This is a genomic window from Bacillus sp. N3378-2at, assembly GCF_033412715.1.
GTDB lineage: Bacteria > Bacillota > Bacilli > Bacillales > Bacillaceae > Bacillus > Bacillus subtilis.
In genome coordinates this window covers 3,843,095-3,868,679 of record NZ_CP117986.1, presented here as the reverse complement: position 1 = coordinate 3,868,679, position 25,585 = coordinate 3,843,095, and the positions used below count along the sequence as shown (strand labels likewise).

The 25,585-nt window shown below is 43.0% G+C and carries 30 protein-coding genes and 1 pseudogene; 15 read left to right on the top strand and 16 right to left on the bottom strand.

The features are described 5' to 3' along the window. Positions 1-66: 66 nt before the first annotated feature. The 5 genes from nupN to maeN all read left to right on the top strand — a co-directional run bounded on the left by nupN (position 67) and on the right by maeN (position 6,298). Positions 67-1,191 carry a guanosine ABC transporter substrate-binding protein NupN gene (gene nupN, locus PUN35_RS20700; RefSeq protein ID WP_014480694.1) on the top strand — a complete coding sequence of 375 codons (1,125 nt, stop codon included), beginning with the start codon at positions 67-69 and terminating at the stop codon, positions 1,189-1,191. A 75-nt stretch (positions 1,192-1,266) separates the two neighbouring features. Then, positions 1,267-2,799, top strand: coding sequence for a guanosine ABC transporter ATP-binding protein NupO (gene nupO / locus PUN35_RS20695; protein ID WP_014480695.1), 1,533 nt, complete (start codon positions 1,267-1,269; stop codon positions 2,797-2,799). Then, positions 2,792-3,838 carry a guanosine ABC transporter permease NupP gene (gene nupP / locus PUN35_RS20690; protein WP_014480696.1) on the top strand — a complete coding sequence of 349 codons (1,047 nt, stop codon included), beginning with the start codon at positions 2,792-2,794 and terminating at the stop codon, positions 3,836-3,838. The genes nupO and nupP overlap by 8 nt, the downstream gene beginning before the upstream one ends. Continuing rightward, on the top strand, positions 3,839-4,798 hold the full coding sequence (nupQ, locus tag PUN35_RS20685; protein ID WP_014480697.1) for a guanosine ABC transporter permease NupQ: 960 nt from the start codon (positions 3,839-3,841) through the stop codon (positions 4,796-4,798). A 153-nt stretch (positions 4,799-4,951) separates the two neighbouring features. Further along, a complete protein-coding gene (gene maeN / locus PUN35_RS20680; RefSeq protein WP_003244241.1) occupies positions 4,952-6,298 on the top strand; it encodes a sodium/malate symporter MaeN in 1,347 nt (448 codons plus the stop codon). 35 nt (positions 6,299-6,333) lie between these two features. Here maeN and PUN35_RS20675 read toward each other — a convergent pair whose 3' ends face one another. After that, positions 6,334-6,549, bottom strand: a complete 216-nt coding sequence (locus PUN35_RS20675; RefSeq protein WP_015251336.1) for a hypothetical protein — start codon at positions 6,547-6,549, stop codon at positions 6,334-6,336. A 230-nt stretch (positions 6,550-6,779) separates the two neighbouring features. Between PUN35_RS20675 and PUN35_RS20670 the strand changes: the two genes are divergently transcribed. From PUN35_RS20670 to mnhG, 7 genes are read left to right on the top strand one after another with little or no spacing between them, the layout of a single operon-like run. Next, the gene (locus PUN35_RS20670) at positions 6,780-9,185 is read left to right on the top strand and encodes a Na+/H+ antiporter subunit A (RefSeq protein ID WP_014480699.1); all 2,406 of its coding nucleotides are present in this window, start codon (positions 6,780-6,782) and stop codon (positions 9,183-9,185) included. Further along, entirely contained in the window at positions 9,178-9,609 is a 432-nt protein-coding gene (locus PUN35_RS20665) for a Na(+)/H(+) antiporter subunit B (protein WP_003228819.1), read from the top strand. The genes PUN35_RS20670 and PUN35_RS20665 overlap by 8 nt, the downstream gene beginning before the upstream one ends. After that, a complete protein-coding gene (locus PUN35_RS20660; RefSeq protein ID WP_014480700.1) occupies positions 9,609-9,950 on the top strand; it encodes a Na(+)/H(+) antiporter subunit C in 342 nt (113 codons plus the stop codon). Before PUN35_RS20665 ends, PUN35_RS20660 begins: the two co-directional genes overlap by 1 nt. Then, entirely contained in the window at positions 9,943-11,424 is a 1,482-nt protein-coding gene (locus tag PUN35_RS20655) for a Na+/H+ antiporter subunit D (protein ID WP_033881486.1), read from the top strand. The genes PUN35_RS20660 and PUN35_RS20655 overlap by 8 nt, the downstream gene beginning before the upstream one ends. 5 nt (positions 11,425-11,429) lie before the next feature. Then, positions 11,430-11,906 carry a Na+/H+ antiporter subunit E gene (locus PUN35_RS20650; protein ID WP_003228815.1) on the top strand — a complete coding sequence of 159 codons (477 nt, stop codon included), beginning with the start codon at positions 11,430-11,432 and terminating at the stop codon, positions 11,904-11,906. After that, positions 11,906-12,190 (top strand): Na(+)/H(+) antiporter subunit F1, encoded by a 285-nt coding sequence (locus PUN35_RS20645; protein ID WP_003228814.1) that lies wholly within the window; start codon positions 11,906-11,908, stop codon positions 12,188-12,190. Before PUN35_RS20650 ends, PUN35_RS20645 begins: the two co-directional genes overlap by 1 nt. Next, positions 12,174-12,548 (top strand): monovalent cation/H(+) antiporter subunit G, encoded by a 375-nt coding sequence (mnhG, locus tag PUN35_RS20640; RefSeq protein ID WP_014477830.1) that lies wholly within the window; start codon positions 12,174-12,176, stop codon positions 12,546-12,548. The genes PUN35_RS20645 and mnhG overlap by 17 nt, the downstream gene beginning before the upstream one ends. A 38-nt stretch (positions 12,549-12,586) precedes the next feature. Here mnhG and PUN35_RS20635 read toward each other — a convergent pair whose 3' ends face one another. The 6 genes from PUN35_RS20635 to degQ form a co-directional block, all read right to left on the bottom strand. After that, complete coding sequence (locus PUN35_RS20635; protein ID WP_017695528.1) at positions 12,587-12,967, bottom strand: hotdog fold thioesterase; 381 nt, start codon at positions 12,965-12,967, stop codon at positions 12,587-12,589. An 18-nt stretch (positions 12,968-12,985) separates the two neighbouring features. Beyond that, the gene (comA, locus tag PUN35_RS20630) at positions 12,986-13,630 is read right to left on the bottom strand and encodes a two-component system response regulator ComA (protein ID WP_003220716.1); all 645 of its coding nucleotides are present in this window, start codon (positions 13,628-13,630) and stop codon (positions 12,986-12,988) included. Positions 13,631-13,710: 80 nt separating this feature from the next. Continuing rightward, positions 13,711-16,023, bottom strand: coding sequence for a sensor histidine kinase (locus PUN35_RS20625; RefSeq protein WP_014480703.1), 2,313 nt, complete (start codon positions 16,021-16,023; stop codon positions 13,711-13,713). A gap of 15 nt (positions 16,024-16,038) precedes the next feature. Beyond that, positions 16,039-16,260 carry a competence pheromone ComX gene (gene comX, locus PUN35_RS20620; protein WP_014480704.1) on the bottom strand — a complete coding sequence of 74 codons (222 nt, stop codon included), beginning with the start codon at positions 16,258-16,260 and terminating at the stop codon, positions 16,039-16,041. A gap of 1 nt (position 16,261) precedes the next feature. Continuing rightward, a complete protein-coding gene (locus PUN35_RS20615) occupies positions 16,262-17,125 on the bottom strand; it encodes a polyprenyl synthetase family protein (protein ID WP_014480705.1) in 864 nt (287 codons plus the stop codon). 184 nt (positions 17,126-17,309) lie between these two features. Next, a complete protein-coding gene (degQ, locus tag PUN35_RS20610) occupies positions 17,310-17,450 on the bottom strand; it encodes a degradation enzyme regulation protein DegQ (RefSeq protein WP_003220708.1) in 141 nt (46 codons plus the stop codon). 221 nt (positions 17,451-17,671) lie between these two features. On the opposite strand from degQ, the gene PUN35_RS20605 reads away from it, so the two are divergent. Further along, the gene (locus PUN35_RS20605) at positions 17,672-17,797 is read left to right on the top strand and encodes a hypothetical protein (protein ID WP_003228793.1); all 126 of its coding nucleotides are present in this window, start codon (positions 17,672-17,674) and stop codon (positions 17,795-17,797) included. 113 nt (positions 17,798-17,910) lie between these two features. Beyond that, positions 17,911-18,279 (top strand): YuzC family spore coat inner layer protein, encoded by a 369-nt coding sequence (locus PUN35_RS20600; protein WP_014477834.1) that lies wholly within the window; start codon positions 17,911-17,913, stop codon positions 18,277-18,279. Here PUN35_RS20600 and pdeH read toward each other — a convergent pair. The 7 genes from pdeH to PUN35_RS20565 all read right to left on the bottom strand — a co-directional run bounded on the left by pdeH (position 18,255) and on the right by PUN35_RS20565 (position 23,937). Beyond that, complete coding sequence (gene pdeH, locus PUN35_RS20595; RefSeq protein ID WP_014480707.1) at positions 18,255-19,484, bottom strand: cyclic di-GMP phosphodiesterase; 1,230 nt, start codon at positions 19,482-19,484, stop codon at positions 18,255-18,257. The genes PUN35_RS20600 and pdeH overlap by 25 nt on opposite strands. 135 nt (positions 19,485-19,619) lie before the next feature. Next, positions 19,620-21,092 (bottom strand): nicotinate phosphoribosyltransferase, encoded by a 1,473-nt coding sequence (locus tag PUN35_RS20590; RefSeq protein ID WP_014480708.1) that lies wholly within the window; start codon positions 21,090-21,092, stop codon positions 19,620-19,622. 15 nt (positions 21,093-21,107) lie between these two features. Further along, positions 21,108-21,659, bottom strand: coding sequence for a cysteine hydrolase family protein (locus PUN35_RS20585; protein ID WP_014480709.1), 552 nt, complete (start codon positions 21,657-21,659; stop codon positions 21,108-21,110). 96 nt (positions 21,660-21,755) lie between these two features. Next, on the bottom strand, positions 21,756-22,154 hold the full coding sequence (locus tag PUN35_RS20580; RefSeq protein WP_014480710.1) for a YueI family protein: 399 nt from the start codon (positions 22,152-22,154) through the stop codon (positions 21,756-21,758). Positions 22,155-22,225: 71 nt separating this feature from the next. Continuing rightward, positions 22,226-22,474, bottom strand: coding sequence for a YueH family protein (locus tag PUN35_RS20575; RefSeq protein WP_003228783.1), 249 nt, complete (start codon positions 22,472-22,474; stop codon positions 22,226-22,228). 72 nt (positions 22,475-22,546) lie between these two features. Beyond that, positions 22,547-22,768, bottom strand: coding sequence for a spore germination protein (locus PUN35_RS20570; RefSeq protein WP_014480711.1), 222 nt, complete (start codon positions 22,766-22,768; stop codon positions 22,547-22,549). Positions 22,769-22,827: 59 nt separating this feature from the next. Beyond that, positions 22,828-23,937, bottom strand: a complete 1,110-nt coding sequence (locus PUN35_RS20565; protein WP_014480712.1) for an AI-2E family transporter — start codon at positions 23,935-23,937, stop codon at positions 22,828-22,830. Positions 23,938-24,051: 114 nt separating this feature from the next. Between PUN35_RS20565 and PUN35_RS20560 the strand changes: the two genes are divergently transcribed. Next, positions 24,052-24,441, top strand: coding sequence for a DUF2283 domain-containing protein (locus tag PUN35_RS20560; RefSeq protein ID WP_003243066.1), 390 nt, complete (start codon positions 24,052-24,054; stop codon positions 24,439-24,441). Between the two features lie 40 nt (positions 24,442-24,481). Here the strand turns inward: PUN35_RS20560 and PUN35_RS20555 are convergent. Both PUN35_RS20555 and PUN35_RS20550 read right to left on the bottom strand, forming a co-directional pair. Continuing rightward, positions 24,482-24,717: pseudogene (locus tag PUN35_RS20555) on the bottom strand (YuzF family protein). A gap of 176 nt (positions 24,718-24,893) precedes the next feature. Next, complete coding sequence (locus PUN35_RS20550; RefSeq protein WP_003244444.1) at positions 24,894-25,424, bottom strand: HD domain-containing protein; 531 nt, start codon at positions 25,422-25,424, stop codon at positions 24,894-24,896. Positions 25,425-25,585: the final 161 nt, after the last annotated feature.

The window sequence follows — 25,585 nt, the reverse complement described above, 5'->3', positions numbered from 1 at the left end:
GCATTCCATTTGTTATTATCAGAAAATTTTATCGATTCTAAGAAAGTGTTCAGGACAGCCCATCACATGACTGGCCGGATCAGCTTTGAACCAAATTTTTCTGGGGGGTTATATCTTGAACGAAAAATCGGATTGGCGATGTCACTTGTGATCGCAGCAGGCACCATATTAGGAGCATGCGGAAACAGCGAAAAAAGCAGCGGCTCAGGCGAAGGCAAAAACAAATTCAGTGTGGCGATGGTTACTGACGTAGGCGGAGTGGATGACAAATCCTTCAACCAATCAGCCTGGGAAGGCATCCAAGCCTTTGGGAAAGAGAATGGGCTGAAAAAAGGCAAAAACGGTTACGACTATCTTCAATCCAAATCTGATGCAGACTATACAACGAACTTAAATAAATTGGCGCGTGAGAATTTTGACTTAATTTACGGCGTCGGCTACTTAATGGAGGATTCAATCAGCGAAATTGCTGACCAGCGTAAAAATACAAACTTTGCGATTATAGATGCTGTTGTCGATAAAGACAACGTCGCAAGTATTACGTTTAAAGAGCAGGAAGGCTCATTTCTCGTCGGAGTGGCCGCAGCCCTATCAAGCAAATCAGGAAAAATCGGCTTTGTAGGCGGCATGGAATCAGAGTTAATCAAAAAATTCGAGGTCGGCTTCCGTGCCGGCGTGCAAGCAATTAACCCTAAAGCCGTTGTAGAAGTGAAATACGCAGGGGGTTTCGATAAAGCCGATGTCGGTAAAGCAACCGCCGAAAGCATGTATAAATCAGGCGTAGATGTTATTTATCACTCTGCGGGCGCCACTGGCACAGGCGTCTTTACTGAAGCGAAAAACCTGAAAAAAGAAGATCCAAAACGCGATGTCTGGGTCATCGGTGTCGATAAAGACCAATACGCAGAAGGCCAGGTAGAAGGAACAGATGATAACGTCACCCTCACTTCCATGGTGAAAAAAGTAGATACAGTCGTTGAAGATGTAACGAAAAAAGCGAGTGACGGAAAGTTCCCGGGCGGCGAAACACTTACCTACGGGCTTGATCAAGACGGAGTCGGCATTTCTCCATCTAAACAAAATCTATCGGATGATGTGATCAAAGCGGTCGATAAATGGAAGAAAAAAATCATCGACGGATTGGAAATCCCGGCAACTGAGAAAGAGCTGAAAACCTTCAAAGCTGAATAAGAATCGCAGGGATAAGGAGGTCGAGCCCTTATCCCTTGTTTTTCTTTTATTTTGAAATAAAGGAGCGGTCAATCAATGGAATATGTCATTGAAATGCTCAATATCCGCAAGGCGTTTCCAGGTATCGTCGCCAATGACAATATCAATCTTCAAGTCAAAAAAGGCGAAATACACGCGTTGCTCGGTGAAAACGGAGCGGGGAAATCAACGTTGATGAATGTCCTTTTCGGGCTGTATCAGCCGGAGCGGGGTGAAATTCGGGTGCGCGGCGAGAAGGTGCACATCAACAGCCCGAACAAAGCGAATGACCTTGGAATTGGAATGGTGCACCAGCACTTTATGCTTGTTGACACCTTTACAGTTGCTGAAAATATTATTCTCGGGAAGGAGCCAAAGAAGTTTGGCAGAATTGACCGGAAGCGTGCTGGCCAAGAGGTGCAGGACATTTCCGATCGATACGGCCTGCAGATCCATCCTGAAGCAAAAGCAGCTGACATATCAGTCGGTATGCAGCAGCGCGCAGAAATATTAAAAACCCTCTACCGCGGTGCCGACATTCTGATTTTTGATGAACCGACGGCTGTTTTGACGCCTCATGAAATTAAGGAACTGATGCAAATTATGAAGAACCTGGTCAAAGAAGGGAAGTCCATCATCTTAATCACCCATAAGCTGAAAGAGATTATGGAGATTTGTGACCGCGTTACGGTTATCCGTAAAGGAAAAGGCATCAAAACCCTTGATGTCCGTGATACAAACCAAGACGAACTCGCCAGTCTAATGGTCGGCCGCGAGGTATCGTTCAAAACTGAAAAGAGAGCTGCTCAGCCGGGAGCGGAAGTGCTTGCGATTGACGGCATAACTGTAAAGGATACCCGCGGAATAGAGACAGTCAGAGATTTGTCTCTTTCTGTCAAAGCGGGAGAAATAGTCGGCTTAGCAGGCGTCGACGGAAACGGGCAATCAGAGCTGATCGAAGCGGTGACAGGACTCCGCAAAACAGATTCAGGAACAATCACCTTAAACGGAAAACAGATCCAAAACCTGACGCCAAGAAAAATCACTGAATCCGGGATCGGGCATATTCCTCAGGATCGCCATAAACACGGTCTCGTCCTTGATTTTCCAATCGGAGAGAATATCCTGCTGCAAAGCTATTACAAAAAGCCGTATTCAGCATTGGGCGTTTTACATAAAGGCGAAATGTACAAAAAAGCACGCAGCCTGATCAGCGAGTACGACGTCAGAACGCCGGATGAATATACACACGCTCGGGCATTGTCAGGCGGAAACCAGCAAAAAGCGATTATCGGGCGGGAAATAGACCGAAATCCTGATTTATTAATTGCCGCCCAGCCGACTCGCGGCCTTGATGTCGGAGCGATTGAATTTGTCCATAAAAAGCTCATTGAGCAGCGTGATGCCGGGAAAGCCGTTCTTCTCCTCTCGTTTGAGCTTGAAGAAATTATGAATCTCAGTGACAGAATCGCCGTTATTTTTGAAGGACGCATTATCGCCAGCGTTAATCCGCAGGAAACCACTGAACAGGAGCTTGGTCTCTTGATGGCAGGAAGCACGCAAAAGGAAGCGGGGAAAGCAAATGGTTAAACGACTCTCTCATTTACTCGTGCCGCTCATCGCAATCATCCTTGGTCTTGCGGCCGGCGCGTTGATTATGCTTGTGAGCGGCTACAGTGTGGCTAGCGGATATTCGGCTTTGTGGAATGGGATATTCGGAGAAATCTATTATGTCGGAGAAACAATCCGGCAAATTACGCCTTATATTTTATCCGGATTGGCTGTCGCCTTTGCATTCCGAACCGGACTCTTTAATATCGGCGTCGAGGGACAGCTGCTCGTCGGCTGGACAGCAGCGGTTTGGGTCGGTACGGCGTTTGACGGACCGGCATATATTCACTTGCCGCTCGCATTGATTACAGCGGCAGCTGCAGGAGGATTATGGGGGTTTATTCCCGGCATTTTGAAAGCGCGATTTTACGTTCATGAAGTCATTGTCACCATTATGATGAATTATATCGCGCTGCACATGACCAATTACATCATTTCAAACGTCTTGACAGATCATCAGGACAAGACGGGGAAAATTCACGAATCCGCCTCCCTCCGCTCTCCTTTTCTTGAACAGATCACCGATTACTCACGGCTGCATTTGGGAATCATCGTTGCCCTTCTCGCAGCAGTTATCATGTGGTTTATCATCAACAAAACTACAAAAGGATTTGAGCTCCGGGCGGTCGGGTTTAACCAGCACGCTTCCCAGTATGCCGGCATGAGCGTGCGGAAGAATATCATGACCTCCATGCTTATCTCCGGCGCTTTTGCAGGCCTTGCCGGAGCCATGGAGGGGCTAGGAACATTCGAATACGCAGCAGTGAAAGGCGCATTTACCGGCGTAGGCTTTGACGGTATCGCTGTCGCTCTTCTCGGGGGAAACACAGCCATCGGGGTTATACTGGCAGCATGCCTGCTTGGCGGGCTGAAAATCGGCGCATTAAATATGCCGATTGAATCAGGCGTTCCATCAGAGGTCGTTGATATTGTGATTGCTATTATTATTCTGTTTGTGGCTTCAAGCTATGCGATTCGTTTCGTCATGGGCAAATTGAAGAAAAAGGGGGCGAACTAAGTGGACATTGTGCAGATTTTATCTATCATTGTCCCTGCAACACTCGTCTATGCGGCCCCGCTTATTTTAACTGCTCTCGGCGGCGTGTTTTCCGAGAGATCAGGTGTGGTGAATATCGGCCTAGAAGGCCTCATGATTATCGGGGCGTTCACCAGCGTGTTATTTAATTTATTTTTTGGTCCGGAATTAGGTGCCGCCGCACCTTGGCTTTCGCTCCTTGCCGCCATGGCAGCAGGCGCCCTGTTTTCACTGATTCACGCGGCAGCGGCGATTTCGTTTCGCGCCGACCAGACAGTCAGCGGTGTCGCCATTAACATGCTGGCGCTTGGGGCAACTTTATTTATCGTCAAACTGATCTACGGCAAAGCGCAGACAGACAAAATTCCAGAGCCTTTTTATAAGACGAAAATCCCCGGTTTGGGCGATATTCCCGTCTTGGGAAAGATCTTCTTTTCGGATGTCTATTATACGTCTATTCTTGCAATAGCACTTGCCTTTATTTCCTGGTTTATCTTGTTCAAAACGCCGTTCGGCCTTCGTATCCGTTCTGTCGGAGAGCATCCGATGGCGGCCGATACGATGGGAATCAACGTATATAAAATGCGCTACATCGGTGTGATGATCAGCGGATTGTTCGGCGGTCTCGGCGGCGGCGTATATGCCTCCACAATTGCGCTTGATTTCACGCACTCTACCATCTCCGGGCAAGGCTTTATCGCCCTGGCAGCGCTTGTATTCGGAAAATGGCATCCGATCGGAGCACTGGGGGCCGCCCTGTTTTTCGGATTCGCCCAAAGCTTAAGCATCATTGGATCGCTGCTCCCTCTTTTTAAAGACATACCAAATGTGTATATGCTGATGGCTCCTTATGTCTTAACGATTCTCGCTTTAACCGGCTTTATCGGGCGGGCAGATGCGCCAAAAGCCAATGGCGTGCCTTATATTAAAGGAAAAAGATAAACATTCTCCCCTGGGAAGACGATTCTCAGGGGTTTTTTTCTAATTCAAAAGACCCTCTTAATTTAATTGTTTATTAGTTTTTTAACTTAAAAAAATATGAAGTGTTAACGCTTTCTTGTAGACTGTAACAAACAATACATGGGGGTGTATGACATGGGAGCAATTCCAAAAACGGGGACAATTTCACCTGAGCAAAAAGACTCACAGGAGAAAAACCTGTTTCAAAAAATTTGGTCTTGGGAAATCGGTGTGATTCCTTTGCCATTATACACAGTATTAGCTGTTATTATTATTCTTGCAGCCTATTACAATGAGCTGCCGGCAAATATGCTTGGCGGGTTTGCCATCATTATGATTCTTGGTGTGTTTCTCGGAGACATAGGCCAACGCATACCGATATTGAAGGATATTGGCGGCCCTGCTATTTTATCTTTGTTTGTTCCTTCATTTTTAGTCTTTTACAATGTACTGAATTCAACATCTTTAGACGCTGTAACCAACTTGATGAAAACGTCTAACTTCCTTTATTTCTATATCGCTTGCCTTGTTGTGGGAAGTATCCTCGGTATGAACAGAATTGTTTTAATACAGGGGTTTATCAGAATGTTCGTTCCACTGGTTGCAGGAACGATCGCGGCCGTTGCAGCCGGCATCCTTGTCGGATTTATTTTTGGCTATAGTGCCTATGATTCCTTTTTCTTTGTTGTTGTCCCGATTATTGCCGGGGGAATAGGCGAAGGAATTTTGCCGCTTTCAATCGCCTACTCACAAATACTGGGCTCATCTGCTGATGTATTTGTGTCTCAGCTGGTTCCAGCAGCAATTATAGGAAATGTTTTTGCTATCATATGTGCAGCCTTAATGAAAAAGCTTGGCGATAAGCGTCCAGATCTAAACGGGAACGGACGTCTCGTAAAATCTAAAAAAGCAAATGAGATTTTCAATCAAAAAGAAGCCGAAGCAAAAATTGATTTCAAATTAATGGGAGCAGGAGTTCTGCTCGCGTGTACATTCTTTATTTTTGGCGGGTTATTGGAGAAATTCATCTTCATCCCGGGCGCGATCTTAATGATTATTTCAGCTGCGGCTGTCAAGTATGCAAATATTCTTCCGAAAAAAATGGAAGAAGGCGCTTACCAGCTTTATAAGTTTATTTCTTCAAGCTTTACATGGCCGCTGATGGTCGGTCTCGGCATCCTCTTTATTCCGTTGGATGACGTAGCGTCTGTGATTTCTATACCGTTTGTCATCATCTGTATTTCAGTTGTTATCGCGATGATTGGTTCTGGATATTTCGTAGGCAAGCTGATGAACATGTATCCGGTTGAATCCGCAATCGTTACCTGCTGCCACAGCGGCCTCGGCGGAACGGGTGATGTTGCCATTTTATCGGCATCAGGAAGAATGGGCCTTATGCCGTTTGCCCAAATTTCAACCCGTCTCGGCGGTGCAGGCACAGTTATTTGCGCGACAGTGCTGCTTCGTTTTTTCACTTCATAAACAGAAAGAGTTCCGTTTTATGCGGAACTCTTTTTTTATTTATTCACAATCCGAATATACTCTCGGGGACCAAACGGCAGATCCTTTGATTCCATCTCACTCATTCTGGCTGACAGATGGTGCTCCAGTAAATACAGCTCCCACTCATCACTAGCCGCCACACCGCTGCGCCCGTCATATTGATTCAACATGAATGCCCCTGCAAATACTGAGCAGAATAAACCTGAGCACATCACGACTTTTCTTTTCACATGACCAGCTCCTTTCCTTCAGCTTGATCAGGATTGATTTTAAATATACAAATAACCTCTTTTTTGTTAGACTTATTTTGAGGTCAAAAGAACTCATAAAAACCCATTACAGCAGTTCGAAGCGTGGCAGCTTGCAGAAAAGTGCGATATAATTTGGACTAGGTCGTTTGACCGTATATTTCATACATAGCGCATTTTTCAATTGAGAACGAGAAAAGGAGGTCTTATCTTTGCAGCTCTTACATCTTGCTATTTTATCGCCTTTTTTATTTGCTTTTATCATTCCCTTCTTGGCAAAATACGCAAAAAGAGTGCATACGGGCTGGTTTGTGTTGATCCTGCCCGTCTTGCTGTTTATATACTTTCTCCCAATGATCAGGATGACACAGTCTGGAGAAACACTTCGATCGGTATTAGAGTGGATTCCGTCACTCGGCATTAACTTTACCGTTTATATAGACGGCCTCGGGTTATTATTCGCTTTACTGATCACAGGCATTGGCTCTTTGGTCACTCTTTACAGCATTTTTTATTTATCGAAAGAAAAAGAACAGCTTGGGCCCTTTTATGTCTACTTATTGATGTTCATGGGCGCCATGCTCGGTGTCGTTCTAGTAGACAATGTCATGGTTCTCTACATGTTCTGGGAGCTTACAAGCCTTTCATCCTTTTTGCTGATCGGCTATTGGTATAAGCGGGAAAAGTCGCGCTATGGCGCAGCCAAATCACTTTTGATTACGGTCAGCGGCGGGCTGTGCATGCTCGGCGGATTTATTCTCCTTTATTTGATAACGGATTCCTTCAGTATTCGAGAGATGGTTCATCAGGTTCAATTAATTGCCGGCCACGAATTGTTTATCCCGGCTATGATTCTCATTTTATTAGGGGCTTTTACGAAATCAGCGCAATTTCCTTTTTACATCTGGCTCCCTGACGCGATGGAAGCTCCGACGCCTGTCAGCGCTTATCTCCATTCAGCTACTATGGTAAAAGCCGGCATTTATGTGATTGCGAGATTCAGTCCTATTTTCGCCTTTTCAGCTCAGTGGTTTTGGATCGTGTCCCTCGTTGGCCTCTTTACGATGGTTTGGGGTTCATTCCATGCCGTGAAACAAACTGATTTAAAATCGATTTTGGCGTTTTCAACCGTCAGCCAGCTCGGCATGATCATCTCCATGCTCGGAGTCAGTGCTGCGGCCCTTCATTATGGCCATACAGAATATTATACAGTTGCCGCTATGGCTGCCATTTTCCATTTGATCAACCACGCAACCTTTAAAGGAAGCTTGTTTATGGCAGTCGGGATTATCGATCACGAAACAGGCACACGGGATATCCGGAAGCTAGGCGGCCTGATGGCGATTATGCCGATTACATTTACCATTTCCTTAATCGGGACATTTTCAATGGCCGGCCTACCGCCGTTTAACGGATTTTTGAGTAAAGAAATGTTTTTCACAAGCATGCTTCGCGTGACACATTTTGACCTGTTCAACGTGCAGACATGGGGCGTTCTGTTCCCTCTTTTCGCCTGGATCGGAAGTGTATTTACGTTTATCTACAGCATGAAATTGCTGTTTAAAACATTCAGAGGAAATTACCAGCCTGAACAGCTTGAAAAACCGGCTCACGAGGCGCCTGTCGGCATGCTCGTACCACCGGTCATTCTTGTCGCTTTGGCTGTCAGTCTCTTCTTTTTCCCGAATATATTGTCGTACAGCCTGATAGAGCCTGCGATGAACTCAATCTATCCGACACTGCTTGCCGGCCATGAGAAATTCCACGTTCACATTTCACAGTGGCATGGGGTTACAACGGAATTGCTCATGACTGCGGGTATTGTTGTGATCGGAACAATTGGTTATTTGTCGCTGAATAAGTGGAAAGGAATCTATAAACTGTTTCCTTCGAAACTCACACTCAACCGGTTATACGATAAGCTTTTGACTCTGATGGAGAAAGGCTCTTACCGGATCACAAAACAATATATGACCGGGTTTTTAAGAGATTATTTGCTGTATATCTTCGCTGGTTTCATCATTCTGATAGGCGGAGCTTTTGCCATTAAAGGCGGATTTTCATTTAAAACGGAAGGCATGGCTAAAATCGGTGTATACGAAATCATTTTGACGCTTGTCATGATCAGCGCCACAGTGGCGACTGTTTTTGCTAGGTCAAGACTGACGGCGATCATTGCACTCGGTGTTGTCGGTTATACGCTTGCATTGTTTTTTGTCATTTTCAGAGCGCCGGATTTGGCATTGACCCAGCTCGTCATTGAAACGATTTCTGTGGCACTGTTTCTGCTTTGCTTCTACCATTTGCCGAAACTGAGGCTGAAAACAAAAACGAGAACGTTCCGGATGACGAATTTTATCATTTCTTTAGGCGTCGGTATTATTGTTACTCTGCTTGGTATCGCATCCTCAAGCCAACGGACAAAAGACAGCATTGCGTCCTTCTTTGTCAAACACAGCCACGATCTCGGCGGAGGGGATAATGTCGTCAATGTCATTCTTGTTGATTTCAGGGGATTTGATACAATGTTTGAAATTACGGTATTAACAATAGCCGCTCTCGGCATTTACAGCATGATTAAAACAAAAGTAAAAGAGGAGGGGAAAAGCGGTGAATGAACAAAAAACAAATGACTTGATTCTTCAAACCGCGACAAAACTTGTATCCTTTATCATTTTGCTTTTCTCTTTCTATTTATTTTTATCAGGGCATAACGCGCCCGGAGGAGGCTTTGTCGGCGGACTGATCACGTCCTCTTCCATCGTTCTCTTGCTCTTGGCGTATGATTTAAAAACCGTGCGTTCCCTTTTGCCGGTCAATTTCATTTATGTCGCGGGAGCCGGCCTTCTGCTCGCTGTATTAACAGGCGTTGGCTCCTTTGTCTTCGGGGCTCCTTTTTTAACCCACACATTCGGATACTTTCAGCTGCCGATCCTTGGGAAAACGGAGCTCGCCACAGCGACGATATTTGATTTAGGCGTTTATCTTGTTGTCGTAGGCATAACGATGACCATTATTCAAACGATTGGAGAGGAAGAATAATGGAAATCTTAACGGCTGTATTAGCCGGTATTATTTTTATGGCTGCTACGTATTTGCTGCTGTCTAAAAGCCTGCTTCGCGTCATTATCGGAACAGCACTGTTAAGCCATGGCGTTCATTTAATGCTTTTGACTATGGGAGGATTAAAGAAAGGCGCCGCTCCGATTTTGAGCGAGCATGCCAAATCATTTGTCGATCCGCTTCCGCAAGCCCTGATTTTGACCGCAATTGTCATTTCTTTTGGCGTTACATCATTCATCCTCGTTATGGCCTTTCGCGCTTATCAGGAATTGAAATCGGACGATATGGATCAAATGAGGGGAAATGATCAACATGAATAATTTTGTTATTTTGCCAATCCTGATCCCGCTTTTGTCGGCTATTCTTCTGATTTTCATGACGAAGAACCTTATGCTCATGAGAATCTTCAGCACGGCGGCATCGGCCATCGGGATTGTGATTAGCGGCATACTTGTACAGACTGTCTTCACAAAAGGTATCCAGACACTCAGCTTAGGCGGCTGGAAAGCGCCGTACGGCATTGTGCTTGCCGCAGACCAATTCGCCAGCCTGCTCGTTCTCACAACAGCGATCATCGGTTTATTGGTTGGGCTTTATTCCTTCCGTTCTGTCGGTGAAAAACGGGAGCGCTCCTTTTACTACTCCGGCGTTCAGTTCTTGCTTGCCGGCGTCAGCGGAGCGTTTTTAACAGGCGATTTATTTAATATGTACGTATTTTTTGAGCTTCTGCTTATTGCTTCCTATATGCTGATTGTATTAGGCGGTACAAAAATTCAGCTGCTGGAATCCCTTAAATATATCGTGTTTAATATCGTATCGTCTGCCCTGTTTGTCATAGGGGTCGGCTTTTTATACGCTGTAACCGGCACGTTAAACATGGCGGATCTTAGCGTGAAAATCAGCGAAACAGGACAAACCGGGCTGATCACTGTGATTGGTGTCCTGATGCTTTTGGTATTTGGCATGAAGGGCGGAATCTTCCCCCTCTACTTTTGGCTTCCAGGCTCTTATTACGCGCCACCGGCGGCAATCTCCGCGTTGTTCGGCGCTTTGCTGACAAAAGTCGGGTTATATTCGATTGCGAGGGTTTTCACATTGATTTTTATTCACGATACAGCCTTTACCCATCAGCTGATGATTTGGCTGGCGGCGCTGACTGTGATTTTCGGTGTGATCGGTTCACTCGCTTATTCGAATGTCATGAAAATTGTGATCTATAACATTATTACCGCTGTCGGCGTGATTTTGTTCGGTGTAGCAGTACACACCCCCGCATCCATTCAGGGCGCGATCTACTATCTGATTCACGATATGCTGATTAAGGGCGCTTTGTTTATGCTGGCGGGTACGCTGATCGCATTGACTGGAACTGCGAACCTGCATAAAATGGGCGGGCTGATCAAACGCTATCCTGTTCTTGGATGGATGTTTTTCATTTCTGCTATTTCTCTTGCAGGCATTCCGCCACTGAGCGGATTTGTCGGCAAATTTAAAATTGCGGAGGGCGGCTTCGCAGAAGGTGAATTTACGATATCCATGCTGATTCTGCTTTCAAGTCTGCTCGTACTGTACTCTGTGCTGAGGATCTTTATACATGCGTTTTGGGGCGAAGAAAAAGAAACGCCAAAACCAAATCATCGAACAGCTAAAGGACTTCTTTATCCGGCAGCTATTTTTCTCTTGCTGTCTCTTCTCTTCGGATTGGGTACAGAATGGGTGTCGCCTTACGTTGATCAAGCGGCCGAGACGCTGCTGAATCCGGAAAAATATATCGAAGCTGTTCTGAAGGAGTAGATCGCATGGCTTTTCAAATTTTATTAAATGTGTTTCTCGCTTTTTGCTGGATGTTCTTAAGCAACAGTCCAAGCGCCGCAGGCTTCATTACAGGCTATATTCTGGGAATGCTCTCTCTCTTTTTCTTCCGGCGCTTTTTCACTCGCCAGTTTTATCTATGGAAATTGATTTCTATCATCAAGCTCTGTTTCATTTTTATAAAGGAACTGTACCTTGCCAATGTCAGTGTGATGAAATCAGTCTTATCTCCAAAACTGAATATCAGACCGGGTATTTTTGCTTTTAAAACTGAACTGACGAAGGACTGGGAAATCACCCTGCTTTCTCTGCTCATTACATTAACGCCGGGAACCTTGGTGATGGATATTTCAGATGACAGAACAATACTTTATATTCATGCAATGGATATCGAGGATGCGGAAAAAGCGATTTTTGACATTCGGGAGTCATTTGAAAAAGCCATACAGGAGGTGAGCCGGTGATGTTTACGCTGATCCTGCAAATCGCGCTCGGCATTATGGCAGTGTCTACCTTTTTGTATGTCATTCGTGTCATTAAAGGGCCGACTGTGCCTGACCGGGTGGTGGCTCTGGATGCAATCGGCATCAATCTGATCGCAATCACGGCGCTTGTCTCCATTTTGCTGAAAACAAGTGCGTTTTTGGATATTATTTTGCTGCTGGGGATTTTATCGTTTATCGGAACAATCGCATTTTCCAAGTTCCTGGAGAAAGGAGAGATTATCGAAAATGATCGAAACCGCTAAAGTCGTTGTGGCTGTATTCATTTTGCTGGGTGCTCTTGTATGCCTCATTGCTTCATTTGGCGTACTTCGCCTTCCCGATGTGTTTACACGCGCTCATGCTGCTTCTAAAGGCTCAACATTGGGTGTCAATATGATTCTGCTTGGTGTCTTCTTCTATTTGTGGTTTGTGACGGGGGAACTCTCCGCTAAAATCCTGCTTGGGATTCTCTTTATCTTTATTACGTCGCCTATCGGCGGGCACTTGATCTGCCGTGCTGCGTATAACTCCGGCGTCAAGCTTGATGAGAGAAGCGTACAGGATGACTATAACGGAATCAGAAACTTTGTGATTAAACGAAAAGAGGATTCTTATTTATAAAAATAAGCAGCCGGACAGGCAGAGTTCCGGCTGTTTTTTTATTTCTTGATGACAGCCAGCGTGCATCTGGATATACAGATCAGCCTCTCTTGCTCGTCATATATGTGAATGTGATAGACAATCGTCGTTCTGCCGATATGAACGGGCTCGGCTATCGCCTTTACCGTTCCTTCCTTTACAGATTTTAAATGGTTGGCGTTAATCTCCAAACCGACACAAGCCTGTGTTGAATGATCAATCAGGTTCTGTGCACCTGCGCTCGCCGCTGTTTCCGCCAGGGCCACTGAAGCGCCCCCATGCAAATATCCGAACGGCTGCACCGTCCGATGATCCACCGGCATGACCGCAACGCATCGTTCCGCTGTGTTTTCAACAATCTCTATACCAAGCGCTTCAAGCAATGTGTGTTTCGTATCCATCATCTACACCCCCAACATTTAAAGTACACCGTCTGATTTCGCTATCAAAACCGCTTCCGTCCGTGAACCGACATTCAGCTTATTGAAAATCGATGTCAAGCTGTATTCAATGGACCGCTTGCTTAAATGAAGGGCATCTGCGATTTCTTGGTTTGTAAATCCTTTTTCAACTTCTTGAAGAATCAGGCATTCTCTAGGTGTGAGCACATCTTGTTCTTTTTGAGAGGAAGGAGCCGGCTTTGTTTTTTGCTGAGTCATCAGCTGTTTAAAGTAAGCAAAATCGACTAAAATTTCTCCATTGAGTACGTGGTATATGTATTGGGTGATCTTTTCTTTAGATTCCGTTTTGCTGATGGCACCGTGCAGACCCGCACGAATCGCTTCCTCGAAATAATCCTCGACCTCATAACCGGTATACACGATAATTTTACAATGAGGATTCTCTTGTAAAATCTGTTTAGAAAGCTCCATCCCATTGACCTCGCCGCCTAGATTCAGATCCATTAAAATGAGATCATATGACGAGAAATCATGCTGCTTGATAAACTGTTCGCTCGGTTCAGGACTGAGACAATCAACAGACAAATTCGAATCCGTTTCCAAAATTGTCTTGGTGCCTTCCATGACAGCCGGATGGTCATCAATCACTAGTATCTTTTTCATGTTTTCCTCCCTTTTACTCACTCTTTTCCATTTTATAAAAAAGACTTGGCCTGTGCCAAGTCGTTTCCGTTATAAATCCATTACAATTCGATTTCAATATCAGCCTTAAAGCCCTTTCCTTCACTTGTTTCAATCCGAAGGCGCCCATCTAAAGCCCTGACTCTCTCCTTAATGCCAGAAAGCCCCATGCTCATGGAATGCTCAGTATTCTTTTCCTGATCAAATCCTACGCCATCATCCTCATAATGAAGAACGATTTTGTTTTGAATACTGATGAGCATAATCAGCACATCCGTCGCCTGAGAGTGCTTGACCGCATTAGACAGAAACTCTTGAATGATCCGGTACAAATTCAGCTGCGAATCCAGATCAAGGGAAGCCGTAAATCTCCCGGTATTTAAACGGATATGAAACGGAACCCGCTCCTGCTGCTGCGCCACCAGCTTCGACAGCGCCTTGACCAGCCCAAGATCATACAGAAGCTGCGGCCGCAGCTCATGACACGTCTCCCTCGTCATCGAAATCACATCAGACATCTGCTCATTCATCTGTACAAGCTTGTCCTGCACCTCTTCACGGCACGGATTATCACCCTTCTTAAAATCACCCAAAAACAGCTCACACTGGCGTTTTAAGGAAATCAAATCCTGAAGAACCGAATCGTGGAGATCGCGGGCGAGATCCGAGCGTTGTTTTTCCTCGATCGTGTACATGAGTTTTTTGAGCCATACGGGGTTGGATTCTTGTTGTTTTAAATCCTCAAGATGCACCATCAATTCTTCGATTTTCATAACGTTTTCCAATGAGACATTTGTATAAAATGCTAATGTTTGAAGCCATGCAATTTCATCCCTTGTTAACTTAAAAGTATTATAACTTGAGAAACAGAGTACTAAAAATGATCTGTCTCCTCGTTCACCTATTTTAATAATAAAACCTTGTTTAAACTCTTTAATTTTACCGATATCACCAGAAAAATTTTTCACATATTGCTCATGATTTTTATAAGTCAGATCTTTAAAGTTGTTCTTACTAAGAAGGGTGATTTCCCCTTTAGAATTATCATACACGCAAGCATTATCTATGTTTAATACTTCTAGGATTGTATTTTTAAAGTGATTAAGTACTTGATCTACTGATGATGCTTGCTTAATCAACTGAGTAAATTTAAAAATCCCATCTTGATAATTAAATTTCTCTGTAAATCTTTTCAACTTGAAACGAAAATCAATGATTTCTTTAAAGTAAAAAACGGCAAACATAAGAACATATATTGCAATTGTTAGTTTAACTAAATAAAAGATATCCTTTGGTTGCTGAATGTAATTAAAGATGGTCACTACGATAATAGTAGGTGTAATGGCTAAAAAACCGTAGTACTTAAGCCGCCCCACAACAAAGTCGATATTATAAAGTCTATTAGTCATAAATTGATATACTAAAGAAAAAGGTATAACAAGTGTAAAAGCAGCCAAACTAAAAGGTGAGACATACTTCTCGAAAAACACATATGGAACAGCAAAAAAGACAATAAACGGACTGAAAGAAAAGATATTTGTATAAGCAAGGACTTTCAAAATTGACTTTTGCTCTTTTTGTTTAAATTTTCTTATCCCTTTATGGATAAGAATCGATACAGTAAGAACTAGGACAAAAAATGAAATCAAATTCAGATTAGACAAAAAAGCCGAAGATTTTAATCTATTACTCAGAACGTCCTCTAATAAAAGATTTATTAGCGGGAGCATATACATAATGATTAAAATCTTCTTTTCGAATAACTTTGTTCCTAATTCTATAAAGTATTTATATATAAAATGAATATATAACACCGGACAACTGACTAAAGTAAGAACAAGCAGATAAGTGCTTATCTCTTCACCTCTTCTTGCTCCACATGCACTTACATACGCTACTGATACAAATAACAAAAATAAAATTAAAATATAAGCAGAAGTTGATTTTCTTACTTTATTTATTCTATAAATAAAAAATATACAAAATAAACAGATTGAATAAGATATTACAGGAATGAGATACATAAATAAATTTTCTTCACTGATTAGGCTTACATTTTGTAAATGAAATGATTTATTATCTCTCTCAACAATTAAACTTTCTACATTGACCAATCTTCCACTTTTTAATTGAATATCACTGCCTTTCTCCCCATTTACTTCAAGAATGATATCTCCCTTTTTCACACATGAATAATATTCATCTGTATAATCTAAAACATTGGTGACCTCTAACTTACCCTGTTCATTTATCTTTACATCCGCACCTACGAAGATGTTAAAAGCAAAGCTATACGAGAGGTATATAACATAAATAAAACTTAAAATGATAAAAACTAGAGACAAATATTTATAGACGTTAATATATCTGTACATCACATCATCCCGTAATTAAATCAAACTTTTTCTTTTATCATCCTCAAAAAAATTACTAATAGCTTCTATTGGAGGCCACTTGCTTGTTCTTGGCACCTCTCCTTGTTCAAACGCGTATAATATTGCTTTCTTTTCTTTTTCATTTATATTTAGCAAGGTTAAGTTCCCATTCTTAAATTGATCAAACGCTTCCGGGTTGTTTACTAGATGGCTAATGATTTTATCAATATGTTTCAAATTAAATCCCCCTTAATAATTGAATAAGTAATTTATTTTTTCTTTGTTCATCTAATCTCAGTTTTTTGAATGATTCCTTAAAATTTTCCACTGCTAAATTTTTTATAACATTCAAATATTGTATTACACCTGATTCTCTTAACTTTCCCTTCAAATCTTCCAAATTATTTATCATATGATTTTCTTGCGCATAAAAATTTAATAAGTCAATTGATGATTGGTTAAATTTATTTTTAAGATAATTGAAGGCAAGCGTATGTCTAGTTTTGAAGTCATTATAGTTAGGGTAATAAAGTCCATAGTGATCATTTGCAATTTGCTCGACTATACCTAAATAACGTGAATACTCCTCAACTGTTTCATTATATTCTCCAGTTGCCAGATATACACCAAGAATACTGGGCAATGTTACCAGAGAACCCGACTTAAGTTTAATCATTTCAATATACTCTGATTCTGATGAGGCTGTTAAATTCAAATCTACATGTTGTCCTTGTAAAGATTGGAGTGAATATTGCAAAGTAAGGCTTAAAAGTTTTGGATGATTTGAGACTGAACCTATTACTTGCAGACTTAATGTATAAAGTGCGGTAGCTGCGTTAGTTGCTATAGAAGGATCTAATTTCATCCAAGAAGCCTGAAGATTGTCCTTATCCTCAATATCGTCAAAAATGTCCGCAGATAAAATTAAAAGTTCTATACCTGACGCCAATAACTCAATTGCTTTGTCGTTTTTTCCATCAAATGCTATGTAATGGTAATAAGCCAGTTCTGCAAATGAAAATTGTTTTTTTTCTTTGATAAAAGAAATGAGCTTCACTTTTAAGTCCTCATTTAAAATATTTTCATCCACAATCTCCTTCATTTTCTCCTTGATCCGGACAGAATCTAAACATATCTGCTCAATAACGACTTCCCCCCTCCCATTCCATTTTACTAAATGGGACATTTAAAGGACAGCAGGTTTTTCGTTTTTTAACAATCATATAATACTTTATCCATTTATTGTATCGGTAGAACGAAAAAAAAGACTTGTTTCCAAGTCTTTTTCACGAAATTTTCATTGCATAATTGTATTTATCGAGTTGATCAATGCTTTTGTTAATGTTTCGTAATGAATCTGTCGTTTCTTTAATATCAAGTTCGAGTCGGAATAACAATTGTTTTACTTCTTCAAGTTTCTTTTCCATCGTTTCCACACTCCTTTTTTTGAAAGATCAATGAATTGTGTATGGTGAACGAGTCCTAGGTATTTGATCTGTTACTAATAGTGTATCTGCTTTCGGCTCATTTTTCACCGAAAAGTATGCAAAAAAGTCCTGCGTGACACCGCAAATCTCAATAGGTCCTTATACTCAAAGGAATCACAACAAGAACGGGACTATCTTTCTATGTGAAAGAGCGTTTATATGTGCTGAAATTGAGAAAGATTCTTAATCTCCTTGATTTTAACGGGTTTCGCATTTTCACTAAGCAAGACTATAGTCCTTCATACCGTATTTTCAAAATTGAATATGCGATTCTTGGCGTTTCCTGACCGACAAACACCGAAAAAGACCGCAACGCTAAAGTTGTGGCCTTTTCGCTTTGTCATATTCGGCAATTAGGGATCTATACATATAGAAACATCCTTTTTTGCGAGGTGCTCCCATGAGATATCGTTATCCCTGGTTTTACGTGTATCCGTATGAGGTACGCCGTCCGCCCGCTCCTGCCAACAATATTGATACCTTTATCCGTTCAGCGAGGCAGGCCGCAGGGATATTTGCGGATGCCCAGCTCGTTCTCGGCCGCATTGCGGGCTCGCGGGAGCTCTCGCGCCGCATTCTGACCGCAGCCGAGCAGTCCGATAAACAAACCATCAAGCGCCTGATCAAACAAATGGGTGTCCGGCATGAAGTGGATACGGTCTTTAATCCCGACGGCATCTATATCAGCCTTATCGGAACGCAAAGCCGAATCATTCTTGCTTTGCGGTGGTCAGAGGACCGCAATCATTTTGCGTCCATAAGATTATGACACCATTCCAGAGCCTCAAGATAACATTCATACGCTTCTTCTTTGTCGAGTTGATTGCCTAATTCCGAGCAAGTGTCCCAGTTGTTGCTTTCAATTAATTTCACAAGCTCAAGCATTTGGTAGTAGTCGTTTTGATGGCCTAATAATGCTTGCCCGACTTCATCTTTTAAAGGCAATTCTTGAACAATTTCCTCTATTCCTCTATGCAGGAGGGTGTCTATGAGAGAAAACATTCCGATCAGCATATAAGAAGCAGGCTGCGGCCGGAATGTCTTTCTCGCCAACAGTTCGCAAAGCTTTGCTCTTATCAGAGAAATCTTAATGATTTCGTGCTTGCTGGAATGCCCTTTCCTGCTTAAATCCTTAAAGGAAAGAATATATATCCACCGTTTGATTTCATTAAATCCCAGCAGCATAATGGCCTGTTGAATGCTTTCAATTTTCTGGCTCAAACGGCTGTGGGATGAGTTTAAAAATTTTAAAATTTGATAGGACAGTGATAAATCCCGCTCTATGTACTCTGTCACACGCTTTATGTTAGGCTGCTCTTTACTCAGTTCGTTAAGCAGTTCATAGTAAGAATAGAAATGAGTCGATAGGTCATGCCCGCTGATGATGCGCGGCTCGCTGAAAAAGTAGCCTTGGAATAATTGAAAGCCGTCTTGGACCGCCTGTTTATATTCTTTTCGGGTCTCTACTTTTTCCGCTAAAAAAATCAGGCCGCGGCAGCCGTAGGTTTGCAAAATTGTTCTGCGTTCCATTCGTGTTGTTTTGAGAAAATCAATTTTCAATATATCAATATAGCTCATGAGTTTTTCCAGTAAGTCCTCATCTTGCGGGTTTATTGCATAAAAATCATCAAGCGCCAGCATATACCCCATTTTTTTCAATTCTTTGCATCTAGAAATGAGGGCCGGCGTGATCGGTATATCTTCAAGGATTTCAATGACAAGCTGTTTCGGATTGAAGGAGGTGGGAAGATTCGAAAACATCAGGCTTTCCGTAAAATTAACAAAACAGCGTTTCCCTTCCGTCAGCTTCTCAATTCCGATGTTTAAAAAGCTGTTGATCACCAAATCTGTTGTTGCCTGATCGCCGTCTTTAGCGCTATACACGTTCTCTTCGCTTTCTCTATACAGCAGTTCATAAGCAACAACCTGTTCTTTTCTATTAAAAATAGGCTGTCTTGCAACAAACACCCTCATTGATTTATCCCCCTTACAATACGCGCGGCTTTCACCCCTAAGTATATCAAATAATTTGACGAAAATTGTCTAAACATGAAATATAATATATACATAAAGAAAACTGGCCCTTCGCGAACGAAAGGCCAGTTTTCTTTATTCTTCCTCAAGCTCTTCTTCAATTCTGCTTTTCACTTCGTGGATCCGCTGCATTTTATTGCTCCAGCAGTCCTCGCTTAAATCAACCGGGTATTCCTCCGGCTTGCTGATTCTCTTATATTCCTCCCAAAGCAGGCTGAGGTTATCCTGCACATACTGCTGTATGTCTGAAATCTCAGGGTTTTGGTAGCAAAGAATACCTTTCTCAAAAATCAGCTCATGAAGATCCTTCGCATAAAAATTCGTGACAAATTTGCTGATGAATGTATGAACCGGGTGGAACATTCTGAGCCGCTTCTGATCATTCACCCGCTCATCATAAAGCGCAATATAGTCGCCTTCAGAATGATGGTTGGACTGATTAATAATGCGGTAGACTTTCTTTCTGCCCGGTGTCGTCACTTTTTCAGGATTGGACGAAATTTTGATCGTGTCGACCATTTTCCCGTCTTCTTCAATGGCAACGAGTTTATAAACTGCGCCGAGAGCCGGCTGGTCATAGGCAGTGATCAGCTTCGTACCGACACCCCAGACATCAATGCGCGCTCCCTGAGCCTTTAAATTCATAATGGTGTGCTCATCCAAATCGCTTGAAGCAATCACCTTCGCATCTGTAAATCCTGCTTCATCAAGCATTTTCCGGGCTTTTTTTGACAGGTACGCCAAATCGCCGCTGTCCAGACGGATGCCAATGAAATTAATGCGGTCGCCGAATTCCTTGGCAACCCTAATCGCGTTCGGCATGCCTGAACGAAGCGTGTCATACGTGTCAACTAAGAAGACGCAATCCTTATGTGTTTCCGCGTATTTTTTGAAAGCTGTATATTCATCGCGGTAAGCCTGCACAAGCGCATGCGCATGTGTGCCGGAAACCGGGATATTAAAGCGCTTTCCGGCTCTTACATTGCTTGTCGCGCTAAAGCCGCCGATTAAGGCTGCTCTCGCTCCCCACATGGCCGCATCCATTTCGTGCGCCCGTCTTGTTCCGAATTCAAGCGCAACTTCATCACCAATGACGCCTTTAATCCGGGCAGCCTTTGTTGCAATTAATGTTTGATAGTTCACAATGTTGAGCAAAGCTGTTTCAATCAGCTGCGCTTCTACCAGGGGTGCCTCCACCCTCATAATCGGCTCATTGTTAAAAACGAGCTCTCCTTCTTTCATGGAGTAAAGTGAACCTGTAAAAGATAAGCCGCGCAAATATTCAATAAAATCTTCATGATACCCGAGTTCATCCTGTAAATAACTCAAATCGCTATCCGTAAACTTGAAATTTTCCAAGTATTCAATGGCTTTTTCCAAGCCCGCAAATACGGCATAGCCATTTTCAAACGGAAGCCTTCTGAAAAACAGCTCAAAAATCGCTTTCTTTTCATGAATGCCGTCTCTCCAGTACGTTTCCGCCATATTGATCTGATAAAGGTCTGTATGTAATGACAGGCTGTCATCTTTAAATCCGTACTCTAACACTGTTTTTCCCCTTCCTTACTCTGCCACTTGCGCTCCGATGCTGTTTGCAAAATGGGAAAGAGCCCATGCGTGCCCCTCCTGATTAAAGCTGGCAACAGCTTGTTTATGCACAACAATCCGAAAACCTTTGTTATATGCGTCAACAGCTGTATGCAACACACAAATATCTGTGCAGACACCGGCAAGGTGCAGTTCGCCAATCTGCCGCTCTCTGAGTTTGAGCTCTAAATCAGTTCCCGCAAAAGCAGAATATCTCGTTTTTTCCATGTAGTAAACATTAGGCTCATGTTCATGTTTCTGATATAGAGGCAAAAGCTTTCCGTACAGATCTTTTCCTTCCGTGCCTTTTATATTATGCGGAGGAAAAAGACGGGTTTCGGGGTGATATTGATCCCCTTCAGCATGAGAATCTACTGCTAATACGACGTAATCACCGTTTGTGATGAATTCTTCGGTTAAATTGACGATCGCCTCTTCAATCATTCTGCCGGGCTCCCCGCAGGTCAATTTTCCGTCACTCGCCACAAAATCATTCGTATAATCAATACAAATAAGTGCTTTTTTCATAGCCGGCCTCCCCGCCATCAGTATGAGAACATTATATCTTATCTCCAGTTGTAAGTGAATTGCCATGAACAAAAAGACAAACGACCCGTTTGTCTCTTAAGATTTCAGCACTGACCGATTATAAATGTCGTCCTGAATATATATCAATTCACGATTCACAGCGATGTCAGCCGCAATAACGAGGCCTAAAGGCGTATGAAACTGAAGATCAGATACAATCTTGAAGGGCACTCCGTACCGGTTCGCCATTTGGATATAAGGAGAGTAAGACTGATACTGAAGCTCTCCATTAACCAAAAGGGTGACGTTATGGCTGTTTTTCAGCTCGTGCTCCGCCTCTTTATACGGTTTGCTTCTAAGCACCTGTCCTTTCGTCAGTGCCAAAACGACTCTTTCTCTTAAAGAGCCTAAAAACAAATGGCGCTCGTCAGGCTTTGTCTCCAAAGGCCCATACATTCCTTGCTGCAAATAGAGATCCATTTTGTCTTCACTCAAAAGCCTGTCCTCCCGTCTTGTTTGTCTTCATTATCACCTGATCAGGCAGGAGCTAAACTTTCAAGCGCCGTTTACATTTCTGTTACCCAATGAATGATTTTTTTGGCCAGCTCACCAGCAGGGGTTTCCTCTGTATGCCGGCGCAACGACGCTTCCAGCCGTTCAGGCAGAGTTGCTTTATCTTCTTCATAGGAAATGATCGTGCTCCACTCCAGCTGCGGTACCGCTACAAGCGTGCGCAGTTCTTTTCTGTTTTCATGCAGATACACGTCCGTGATCATTCCGGTTTGCGTATTGATATTTGCTTTTCTGATTTTCATAACATGACCTCTCTATTTAAAGACTACCCATATTATACAATAAAAAAGCAACAGCCTCTTGTGAAAAGGCTGTTACCCGTTAAACGAAACTGTTTCATCAGTGATATCGGCATCTTCGAAGAGAGTTTTACTCGTTTGGTTGTTAATCTTCACAAAATCACCAAGCTGAAATGCGCCTGACCCCGCCCCTGAATGAGCGACGCTTTTGGGCGAAATCGCAAATATGTCTCCAAAGCTTGCCGCGGCATTACCCGTAACTGACATGATATAAATCGGCCCCACAATTGCAGGCATTTCCCCACCTCCGCATTGATTTACAGCATCATATGCAAAGAGCCGATAATGGTGCCCGCCTATTCAGCTGGCTTTGCGTTTTCTTCGAGTCGTGACCGCTGGCGAAGCTTGATCAAGCGGACAATATTCAGGAAGAACGCCTTCACTACCGCATAAACCGGCACCGCTAAAATCATGCCGAGAATTCCGCCGAAGCTTCCCGCTCCGATTAACAGCAAAATAATCGTAAGCGGATGGGTATTCAGCCGCTTCCCGATCACAAGAGGAGACAGCAGGTTTCCGTCCAGCTGCTGAACGATGACGACCACAATAATCGCAAACAGCGCTTTGGCCGGCGAGTCCATAAAACCGACAATGACAGCCGGCGCGGCACCGAGAAAAGGCCCGACATAGGGAATGATATTGGTAATCGCCATGACAATCCCAAGAATCAGGGCATACGGCAGTCCGGCAATTAAATAGCCGATAAAACACGCTGTTCCGACAAAAAGACAGATTAACAGCTGCCCCTGGAAATATGCCGCAAGCGTATCGGATAAATCTTTAAAAATCTTTAAGCCTTCTGTCCGATAAGAAGCCGGTAGAATTTTTACTGCCAAATGCGGAAAGCGGTGTCCGTCTTTCAACATGTAAAAAAGGATAAATGGAACAGTAATAATAACAAGCGTGATGTTTGTCACGACACCAAACACCGCAGATAAACTGGACGTGATATTTTGCGGCAAGTTTTGGAGAAAACTTGTCAATGACTGTTCAATTTTTGATATCGATACATAATCCTGGTTCATCATCCAGGTAAACCATTGAGAATGGGACAAATCCTTTGTCAGCGCCTGAATCTGTTTTATATAATCAGGAAGGTTGTTAAACAGCCCTGTCACCTGTGAGGTGATGATAGGTCCGACTGACGCTGAAATAAAGGCAAGCAAACCGATAAACAGTAAATAGATCAATAGAATGGATAATGTCCGCGGAATTTTTTTTTCAAGCAGGCGGACGACCGGATTAAATATGAAATACAAAATTCCCGCAATCAGCATCGGGAAAAACAATGTCGAGATAAAAACAATAAACGGCTGAAATACAAATGAAACTTTTGTTGCTACAAAAATAATCAGCAAAACAAATAAAATCTGCAATGTCCAAAAATGGACTTTTGATTTCAACAAGCTTTGTTCCTCCTAGTTTTTCTTTGTCTGTCAGATAAAAGAACTTATACCCCATCATTGTAACAAAAATGAACTCATATCAGAACTCTTAATATAATGAAAGGAGTGTTGGTGATGAAGGCCGTGACATACGATACAGATTCAGAACTGGCTTATATCTATGTTCTTCCTCCGAAAAAGAACAGGAATGTACGGACTGAGGAGCTCAGAGTCAATGATTGTCTCCTGCTGGATATCAGCCAAGATGGCAAAATCGCCGGATTCGAATGTTTTGGTGAGGCAGCACACCTCTGTGCCCCATTTGCCGGGAAATCCCGGCTATATGTAAAAGATTCAGACGGTTATCATTTTCGGGTCTGTCAGCATGCTTCAGTCCGTTCCTGCTATACGGTGTACCGTGTCACTTTCTGTTTTTCAGATGGTGACTATCAGGAATTTGCCGGCTTTGACCTTGATGGAACAATGTATCATAGTGCGTTTTTACAGCGCTTAACTGAAAAATAGGACGTCCTGTTGTACGCCTATTTTTCATGCGCAAGCACTGTTAGACCCGCTCACTGTAATCTGGGGTGACGGAAATCATGTGCTGGATTCTGATCAAACAAACAGAATTTCGGGCTCCTTCAATTGTGATATGGTCAGGTTTTACATCGATCAGTCTGCCTCTGACCGTATCTGTACTGTCTGTATAACGAACCTTGAGCCGATGAGCTTTTTAATGGTCTGATAGACATAAGGATCGACTAAAGAGACCAGTTGCGGACTACCTTGGTTGACCATACTTTTATCCCCTTTGTGTGTTTTATCTCAGCTTATGCCGCGCTTATGGATAATGACACAGGCTTACCTGATAAAACAAAGGGGTGCGGAGATTTTAGGAGAATACGTTTGGAGGCGGGTGTAAAGGAAGTATCGATGAAGCGGAGACAGCGAAGAAAGCTGGCGCTGTTCCGTACTTATACAGGCTTTATCACGGATGCCTGGGCTTGGTCGATTAATTGGTCCAGCTTTTCTATTTTTTTTCGTGCGGTTGAAGGATCAATTTGGCGGTAATGATGGTGGCCGCCCGGCTCTTCATCCAGTTCGTCCGCTTTTTTGACAATCTGCTGCAGTGTGTTTTTATCTAATTCGCCTTCAGGCAAATAGGAATCTGTATGAAGCAAAATGGCTAGTGCAATCTCTTTTGCTGCTTTCGGTTCCTCGCCAAGCCGAATCAGAAGTTTATGCGCCCGTTCCGCCCCTTTAATGGCATGAATGTCATTTCTTTTGTATTTCTCATAATCCCACTTTCCGTCTGTATACCATTCATAATGGCCAATGTCATGAAGCAGTGCCGCTTTTGCTGCTAAATCAGGATTAATGTCAGCCTTCACAGACAGCCTGTATGCATGATAAGCGCAGGCAATCGCATGTGCCACGCCGGAACGCTGAAGATATTTTTGTGCAATTGGATGGGTGAAAACATCCATTAATGTAACCTTTCTCATGGAAACCCCTCCTTTAGATATTTTTAGAATCCTAACATAATTTGCAGAGAAACTCAATTCTTATGTCACATCATTTTGATCTTCTTATCATCATTGTTATACCCTAAAAGCAACGTTTCAGTCAGTATATGCGGCTGTTCAATAAAATGCGCTGGCTGCAG

What these genes read in the sequence shown, in the direction of transcription:
- PUN35_RS20655 (WP_033881486.1), top strand. Translation starts at nt 9,943, where the DNA reads ATGAATAATTTTGTTATTTTGCCAATCCTGATCCCGCTTTTGTCGGCT.
- PUN35_RS20635 (WP_017695528.1), bottom strand. Translation starts at nt 12,967, where the DNA reads ATGGATACGAAACACACATTGCTTGAAGCGCTTGGTATAGAGATTGTT.
- PUN35_RS20550 (WP_003244444.1), bottom strand. Translation starts at nt 25,424, where the DNA reads ATGAGAAAGGTTACATTAATGGATGTTTTCACCCATCCAATTGCACAA.
- PUN35_RS20585 (WP_014480709.1), bottom strand. Translation starts at nt 21,659, where the DNA reads ATGAAAAAAGCACTTATTTGTATTGATTATACGAATGATTTTGTGGCG.
- nupO (WP_014480695.1), top strand. Translation starts at nt 1,267, where the DNA reads ATGGAATATGTCATTGAAATGCTCAATATCCGCAAGGCGTTTCCAGGT.
- nupN (WP_014480694.1), top strand. Translation starts at nt 67, where the DNA reads ATGACTGGCCGGATCAGCTTTGAACCAAATTTTTCTGGGGGGTTATAT.
- degQ (WP_003220708.1), bottom strand. Translation starts at nt 17,450, where the DNA reads ATGGAAAAGAAACTTGAAGAAGTAAAACAATTGTTATTCCGACTCGAA.
- maeN (WP_003244241.1), top strand. Translation starts at nt 4,952, where the DNA reads ATGGGAGCAATTCCAAAAACGGGGACAATTTCACCTGAGCAAAAAGAC.
- nupP (WP_014480696.1), top strand. Translation starts at nt 2,792, where the DNA reads ATGGTTAAACGACTCTCTCATTTACTCGTGCCGCTCATCGCAATCATC.
- PUN35_RS20625 (WP_014480703.1), bottom strand. Translation starts at nt 16,023, where the DNA reads ATGTACAGATATATTAACGTCTATAAATATTTGTCTCTAGTTTTTATC.
- PUN35_RS20575 (WP_003228783.1), bottom strand. Translation starts at nt 22,474, where the DNA reads ATGAAAATCAGAAAAGCAAATATCAATACGCAAACCGGAATGATCACG.
- mnhG (WP_014477830.1), top strand. Translation starts at nt 12,174, where the DNA reads ATGATCGAAACCGCTAAAGTCGTTGTGGCTGTATTCATTTTGCTGGGT.
- PUN35_RS20650 (WP_003228815.1), top strand. Translation starts at nt 11,430, where the DNA reads ATGGCTTTTCAAATTTTATTAAATGTGTTTCTCGCTTTTTGCTGGATG.
- pdeH (WP_014480707.1), bottom strand. Translation starts at nt 19,484, where the DNA reads ATGAGGGTGTTTGTTGCAAGACAGCCTATTTTTAATAGAAAAGAACAG.
- PUN35_RS20570 (WP_014480711.1), bottom strand. Translation starts at nt 22,768, where the DNA reads ATGCCTGCAATTGTGGGGCCGATTTATATCATGTCAGTTACGGGTAAT.
- comA (WP_003220716.1), bottom strand. Translation starts at nt 13,630, where the DNA reads ATGAAAAAGATACTAGTGATTGATGACCATCCGGCTGTCATGGAAGGC.
- PUN35_RS20660 (WP_014480700.1), top strand. Translation starts at nt 9,609, where the DNA reads ATGGAAATCTTAACGGCTGTATTAGCCGGTATTATTTTTATGGCTGCT.
- PUN35_RS20560 (WP_003243066.1), top strand. Translation starts at nt 24,052, where the DNA reads ATGAAGGCCGTGACATACGATACAGATTCAGAACTGGCTTATATCTAT.
- PUN35_RS20600 (WP_014477834.1), top strand. Translation starts at nt 17,911, where the DNA reads ATGAGATATCGTTATCCCTGGTTTTACGTGTATCCGTATGAGGTACGC.
- PUN35_RS20645 (WP_003228814.1), top strand. Translation starts at nt 11,906, where the DNA reads ATGTTTACGCTGATCCTGCAAATCGCGCTCGGCATTATGGCAGTGTCT.
- PUN35_RS20615 (WP_014480705.1), bottom strand. Translation starts at nt 17,125, where the DNA reads ATGAAGGAGATTGTGGATGAAAATATTTTAAATGAGGACTTAAAAGTG.